The organism is Agilicoccus flavus, assembly GCF_014857905.1.
In the GTDB taxonomy this organism is placed as follows: domain Bacteria; phylum Actinomycetota; class Actinomycetes; order Actinomycetales; family Dermatophilaceae; genus Agilicoccus; species Agilicoccus flavus.
On sequence record NZ_JACYXE010000013.1, the window covers coordinates 68,646 to 75,167 of the forward strand.

General features: G+C 65.9%; 6 protein-coding genes. 3 read left to right on the forward strand and 3 right to left on the reverse strand.

Translation table 11 applies throughout. From position 1 onward, the window contains the following. Positions 1-61 precede the first annotated feature (61 nt). The 3 genes from ICW24_RS16960 to ICW24_RS16970 all read left to right on the forward strand — a co-directional run bounded on the left by ICW24_RS16960 (position 62) and on the right by ICW24_RS16970 (position 2,897). Positions 62-922, forward strand: a complete 861-nt coding sequence (locus tag ICW24_RS16960) for an alpha/beta fold hydrolase (RefSeq protein ID WP_226346911.1) — start codon at positions 62-64, stop codon at positions 920-922. Between the two features lie 284 nt (positions 923-1,206). After that, positions 1,207-1,857, forward strand: coding sequence for a hypothetical protein (locus tag ICW24_RS16965; protein ID WP_226346912.1), 651 nt, complete (start codon positions 1,207-1,209; stop codon positions 1,855-1,857). 8 nt (positions 1,858-1,865) lie between these two features. Next, positions 1,866-2,897 (forward strand): XRE family transcriptional regulator, encoded by a 1,032-nt coding sequence (locus ICW24_RS16970; RefSeq protein ID WP_226346913.1) that lies wholly within the window; start codon positions 1,866-1,868, stop codon positions 2,895-2,897. A gap of 13 nt (positions 2,898-2,910) precedes the next feature. On the opposite strand, the gene ICW24_RS16975 is transcribed toward ICW24_RS16970, so the two are convergent. The 3 genes from ICW24_RS16975 to ICW24_RS16985 form a co-directional block, all read right to left on the reverse strand. Further along, positions 2,911-4,350: a UvrD-helicase domain-containing protein gene (locus tag ICW24_RS16975; protein WP_226346914.1), complete on the reverse strand. Its 1,440-nt coding sequence runs from the start codon at positions 4,348-4,350 to the stop codon at positions 2,911-2,913. Further along, the gene (locus tag ICW24_RS16980) at positions 4,343-6,043 is read right to left on the reverse strand and encodes an ATP-dependent nuclease (protein WP_372360932.1); all 1,701 of its coding nucleotides are present in this window, start codon (positions 6,041-6,043) and stop codon (positions 4,343-4,345) included. The genes ICW24_RS16975 and ICW24_RS16980 overlap by 8 nt, the downstream gene beginning before the upstream one ends. Positions 6,044-6,152: 109 nt before the next feature. Beyond that, positions 6,153-6,522, reverse strand: a 370-nt coding sequence (locus ICW24_RS16985) for a transposase (protein ID WP_226346916.1), incomplete at its 5' end; no start/stop codon positions are given.

The window sequence follows — 6,522 nt, forward strand, 5'->3', positions numbered from 1 at the left end:
AGGGGTGGGGAACATGGGGACCGGAGAATCGCGGGTCGCGGTACCGGGCGGGGAGCTGGTCGTGGTCGATCACGGGGGCAGCGGGCCCGACGTCCTGCTCGTCCACTCGATGGCGCACTCCTTGCCGGTCTGGGACGGCGTCGCCGCCCGGTTGACCCAGGACGCGCGCGTCGTGTCCTTCGACCTGCGCGGGCACGGCCGGAGCAGCGCCGAGGCCACCGACATCGACCAGATCCCCGACGACATCGTCGCCGTCATCGACGCGCTCGGCCTCGACCGTCCGGTCCTCGTCGGTCACGACGTCTCGGGCGGGTTCACGGCCGCCGTCGCCGCGACCCACCCCGAGAAGATCGGCGCGCTGGTCCTCCTCGACAGCCCCACCGTCGAGCCGCAGGCCGCGGTGCGCGAGACCGTCGCGATGGTCGGCACCGACGAGGTGCGCGCCCTCATCGCGGATCGCTTCGGCCTCGGGCACACCGGCCCCGACGCCGCGTCGGCGGACGCGTTCGTCGAGGAGTACGCCCGGCGCAGCAGCACCGACCTCCTGGGCGCCGCGGCCGAGGCCGAGGCGACGCGAGTCCTCATGCGCCGCGGCATCAGGAGCGACGCCGACGGCTCCTGGATCTTCCGCCCCACGACCGACACGCTGCGCGCGCTCACCCACGACCCGGGCACCCCCACGGCCCACCCGGGCCGCGAGCTGCTCGCCGACCTCGAGATGCCGGTGGGCATCGTCGTCCTCACCCGGGGCCGGCACGGCTCCGGCGGGGAGGCGATGAGCGACCTCGTCCAGAGCCGCCCGACGATGCGGATGGTCACCATCGACAGCGACCCCCAGGTGCAGTACACCGACCCCGACGCCGTGGCCGCCGCGATCCTCGAGACCGTGCGCGCCGCGGACCGGCCGGGACAAGCCGCCTGAACGAGTCCTGCCCGAACGTGCCCCGCCGGAACATGCAGAGAGCCCCGATCCTGGATGAGGATCGGGGCTCTTCGTCGTCGTGGGACGATCGGTGGGTAGTTCCCGAAAGTCCCTGACCTGCGGAGACCGCGAGGCTTGAGGGTCGCTGGGCACAGCCTCGACCTCCCCCCAGGCACAGGTCGCCCTCCTGGACGCCAGATGCGCCCATCCCACCCTACTGCGTGTTTTTGCACCACGAATGCGGTAGGCTTTCGCGCAGTTACCCAAGCGATCCGGAGGCCGGAATGACCTTGACTACCGCTCCAGGGTTCGAGCCTGAGCACGAACAGCGTCTCGCGGCCTTCGGACTCTCCAACGCCATCATGCACGACGGCCTGCGCGCCGGCGCTACTCGCGCCGCCAACCGTAGCGCTCTCGCTCTTGAGACCTCGCCGGGCACGGATATCTACCACGACGGCATGGAGGCATTGGCACAGCTGCTAGCACCCGACGGGTGGCGCTCGCTGTCAATCGACAGGCAGCCGAGGCTGGTCCACCCTGAGGGTGCCCTCTCGTTCGCGGTCTCCTCCGCCATCAACGTGGGCCGAGCAAACTTGCGTGCTCCGCGTACCCGGAGGAAGGGCACCGCGACACGCAACAGTCTTGGTGCCGGTCTCAGTGTCCCAACCCTCTTCGAGACCGAGGACGACCAACTCGCCGAACTGGCACGCACAGCAGAGAAGGCGCCCTTCTATTTTTTGCTCTTCGAGCGCATCGCCGTAGGCAAGCCCGGCCTCCTTCTCGAGTTCTCGCGTCCCGCCGCCATGACAAACGGGGGCAGCGTCGTCGAATGGGCCGACCGCATCCCGGTTCCCTTCTTGGACCTCGAGGGTGATCTCTCGGTGTTTGACGAGCCTGGCGACGATGAGTTCGACGTTGCCGTCGAGCCGCGCTGACATTGGCCATGTTCACCCCATCACGATTGCGGCTGGCTCGGGCTCGTCTTGGACTGACCCGGACGAAGCTGGCCGACCTCAGCGGCATCTCGCTTCGTACCCTGACGGAGTACGAGAACGAAGAGCGCACACCAAGCGACGACAACCTCGCCCGTTTGTCCGAGACCCTGTTGGTGCGTCGGTCCTTTTTTGAACGCGATGCCATCGAAGCCGTCCCGCTCGAGGCAGCCAGCTTCCGAAAGCTCAGCAAGACCTCCGCGACGCGACGAGACGCGGTGCTTGCCAACGCCGCCTTGGCGTTGGAATTCTTCGAGATGCTTGAGCAACACTTCAAGCTGCCCACCCCGGCGATCCCGACGTTGGACAAGCTCGGGCCGGCGCGCGCGGCCGACCTGGTGCGGAACCAGTGGGCGCTCGGCGATCGACCGATCTCCAACATGCTGCACTTGCTCGAGTCCAAGGGCGCGAGAGTCGCATCCCTCAATCACGAGTACGGGGACATCGACGCGTTCTGCTTCTACCGGGATGCCGCCCCTTACGTCTTCCTCAACACGAGCAAGTCCGCTGAACGGCAGCGGTTCGATCTCGCCCACGAGCTCGGCCATCTAGTCCTTCACAGTGACACGGAGATGGAGACCGCTTCGTCGAAGGAACGCGAGGCCCAGGCCAACGAGTTCGCCGCGAACTTCCTGATGCCGACCAGCGCGGTTCGCCAGCAACTGCTGTCGGGCGCCAGCGTGGAGCGGATCCTCACGGCACGCAGTTACTGGAAGGTCTCAGCGATGGCCATGACCCACCGCCTCAAGGAACTTCACCTGCTGAGCGACTGGCAGTACCGGTCAACCTGCATCACGCTGTCCGAGCGAGGGTTCCGACGGGAAGAGCCTGGCGGCGTGGCCCCCGAAACTTCTCAGCTCCTTCGAAAGGTGCTCTACGGGAGCACCGCACGAATCAGTTTCAAGGCGGCCGCGATGGACCTCGATCTCAGCCCGAACGAGATTCGTTCGTACGCCCGCGACCTAGTGCCGATGGGCGCCTGAACGCGCCACCCGTTCAGGCGCCCGACCGGAGCTGAACCAGTGAAGAACTCCCGAACACCGTCACGCTTTTGCGCGCTCGGGATAGGGCGACATACAGGTTACACGGGTCCTGCATCTTGCTGACGTCAGCGATGATGACGTGGTCGTACTCAAGCCCCTTGACCAACAAGGTCCGCGAGGCGATGCGGTTGTCATTGCGTCGACCGGTGCGGCGAAGACGGTCTCGCACGCGCGCCAAGTTGCCCCCCACAGCATCGCCGTTCTCGGCGGTCAGGGCGATCGCCTCGAGGGTGTCATTCCACGCCTCCCAGCGATATATGCGGAGGCCCTTGACGCCCCGTACGTCCGTGGCGGTCTGCGCCAACTGCGCGTAAGTCGGCGAGTCGCGAAGCTTGTCGAGCGCTACGAGGATGGGCTCAATGCCGGCCCTCGTGTAATGCGCAACGCCCTGACTGTCCGCGAGCCGTTTCAGGACCGGCGCGTCGATCCCCGACAGACCCACGACACACGCCTTGGCGAAGTTCGCAAACCACCAGGCGAGTTGGCTATCGCCCTCGGCGGGCAAGCCTTGCAGTTGGGCCCGCATGAAGTTCCCGCTGATGTCCTCCATCACGGAGAAGCTCCCACCAAGGCGACTGGCGTGGGTTGCGACGTCAGTCGGCCACTTGTCCAGCAGGACGACAGATTCGTCGAAATCCCGGAATGAGTGCGCGACGGCCGCGAGAACATCCGGGCCGGTGCCGGAAACGTAGCTCAGTCCTGGCACGGAATGCGCCGCGAAATCGAAGACTCGTCCGTCGACGAGCTCAGGGCGAATGTCGAGAAGCCACTGGCCCAGATCTCGGTTGTGATTAGTCCACCGGTGCGGCTCGACTGCGAGAACATGCTCCGGGAAGTCCGGCAGCACGTGACCATCCCACGTCGCCATGGGACCGACGAAGGTGAAGATCGCTTGCAGGCGGTCCCCAAGGATTACGGACTTGGGAATCGCCGCCGCGAGCGCCATGACGAACTCGTGCAGGACAAGGGTGCAGTCCTGGTACTCGTCGATGAACAAGTAATCGAAACTGACGGCCATCACATCCACGATCGCGCGAGATCCCGCAACGGTCGTGGCCGCCTTCAGGTAGTCGTCCGACTGAGTCCAGTCCGGCACCTCGGGCACGGACATACCGGCAATCGACGAGTATGAGCGCACCAGCGAGAAGGCCCAGCTCGTGATCGTGTCGACGCGGAACTGCGACTCTGGAACTCCGAATGCCCGGAGGCGCTTACGGATCGCGTCGACGCCTGCGTTCGTATGGGTGAGGACAAGTGAACGCTTGCCGTCCGAAGCGGCGACGGCCGCCGCTGCGGCCAGAAGGTGGGTCTTCCCCGTACCTGCGGGCATCTCGAGTGAGCATGGCGCCGCAGCGATCAGCTCTTCTGCGGCGACGCGGAGCGGCTCATGCATCATCTGGTTCGTCGCCCGCCTCAACTGGCGACTCTGCATCATCGGGGTACACAAGCGCTCTGACCTCTTCGAGGTGCGCGACGGTTGCCGAGAGCTGTGCGCTTTCGTAGTTCTTGACGATCCAACGGCCCAAGACTCGGCCGCCCTCGACCTCCTTGAACCACTTGCGGTTCACGGAACCCGCAGCGATCCGGTCCCTCGCCTCTTCGAGCGTGAAGTTCAAGATGAGCCAGTCCTCTACGTCCAACGACGGGACGGGCTTCGATGGATCGACCGCGTTGAGATCCTGGAGAACGGTGTCTTCGCTACTCCGCTGGTGAACACCAAGCTTGATGAAGGCGGTCAGGCCCTTGGCGCTGAGCTGCGAGCAAATCTGCGTCTCGGTCTTGCAGCCGTGATCCCACCGGATCATCGGGGCGCCTGCAGCCTCGGCTGCGCCAACGGCCGCGTCGATGCTCCGGTCGTCGTTGTCGAGGAAGCCAGCGACCACAAACCCGAGGTCCGCGAGCGCTTGGACCCGTGGGGCCACCTCGGAACCGCCCATACCGTCCTGAATGGCCAACCCCTCGCCAGCTGAGGTCGATAGTCCCATCGAGGCACGGTTGGCGTCCCACGCCTCGATGCATTCGATCAGCAGGCCGTGCTCGGTCTTGCCCTCGGCGACAACAACCCGGCGTGCCAGCAAGGACGACGGCCGCGAGCGGCGGACTCGGAGCATTGGTTCGCTGGCGTCACCTAGCGAGGTCACCGTGACGATGCCAGCCTGGCTTTGCACGGTCGCCAGATTCTCGATTTGGGCCTGCTCGACGATGACCGGCGAGTGGGTGGTGACGAGCACCTGCGAGTAGCCGTCGTCGGACAGTAAATAGTTCAGGAGGCGCACGGCACGATGCGGCTCCAGCCCGGATTCGAGCTCGTCAACCACCGCGACGGATCGAGCCCCGGCAGCGAGCTGCTGGACTGCGAGGCTTGTCAAGCGACGGCTACCTAGCCCAAAGCTGGTGAGCGGGATGACGTCCTCATACAGGGCGAGCGCCGCGCCCATAGCCGACCGCGAGGTGTCGAGGCCCGGCTTGATATCGGTAAAACTGCCGCCGCCGATCTGATTAGTGCGGTCTTGGACCCTGGCTGCGAGGTCTGCAAGCGATGAGTTCTCATGATCGACGAGCGCCTCCCGCGCGGCGCGCGACGCCGCCGCAAGCGCATCACGCTCGCCACCATCTTCCGAAGACATGCGGCCGAGCGGCGAGTTGCGGCTCCAACGGAGCTGCGCGTCCGTCCGGTCATCCACCTTGAAGGTTGAGAAGGCACGTCGTTGCGACGAGGTGAGGAACTGCTCAGTGCCGTCCAGGCGGACGACTGACCAGCGTGGCTCAAGGCTGGCATCTACCGTGAGCTGGACGATCAGCGCGGGCTCGAACTCATCCTCGGGATCCTGCTGTGGTTCCCCATCCTGATCGACGCCGCTCAGCCAGAGCCCGAAGGCAGTGTCCTTCCGCAACGATGCCGGGATGTCGATGAGGAGCGCCTTGATCACAATCGGATCGTCGACGTTCACCCCGAAGAAGTCGGTGTCGGCGAACGGAATGCTCCAGCGGTCGCCGAGCAGGTAGTGGATGGCGTCGAGGATGGTCGACTTGCCGCTGTCCCCAGGGCCGACGAGGGCGATGAGCCGCTGCTCAATCGGCAGCACCCAGTCCAGCTGCCGTATCCCTCTGAGGTTCTCGATCCAAAGCCGACGAACCCTCATGCCCGAAGCCCCGCTTCGGTCGCCACGTCGCTCACGGCAACAGACTACGGGCTCATCCCAATTGAGGGTGTAGTTGGGGTCTGAAGCCGCCGGTCTCGAGGAGGCTGCGGGCGATGTAGTTGGTGAGGTTGCGGAACCCGAGGGCGGTCCCGCGCAAGTGCTCGAGACGGCCGTTGATCGCTTCGGTCGGACCGTTCGAGGTGCGGGGCCGGGTGAAGTAGGCCAGGACGTCGTCGGCGCGCTTGGCCAAGGTGCGTCCGAGTCTGGCGAGCTCCGCAAGACCGGCGGGGACGCCGGTGGCTAGGGTCTTGATGAGGCTGGTCAGGGTGGCCGCGCCGCGGGCGCGGTCGGGGTTGCGGTAGGCGCCGATGAGGCGCTGGTAGGCCTGCCAGGTCAGGTCCACGGCGGCGTGCCGGTCGTCG

Bases quoted from the DNA above. Each gene is read 5' to 3' on its own strand.
- ICW24_RS16965 (WP_226346912.1), top strand. From the start codon at position 1,207: ATGACCTTGACTACCGCTCCAGGGTTCGAGCCTGAGCACGAACAGCGT.
- ICW24_RS16975 (WP_226346914.1), bottom strand. From the start codon at position 4,350: ATGCATGAGCCGCTCCGCGTCGCCGCAGAAGAGCTGATCGCTGCGGCG.
- ICW24_RS16970 (WP_226346913.1), top strand. From the start codon at position 1,866: ATGTTCACCCCATCACGATTGCGGCTGGCTCGGGCTCGTCTTGGACTG.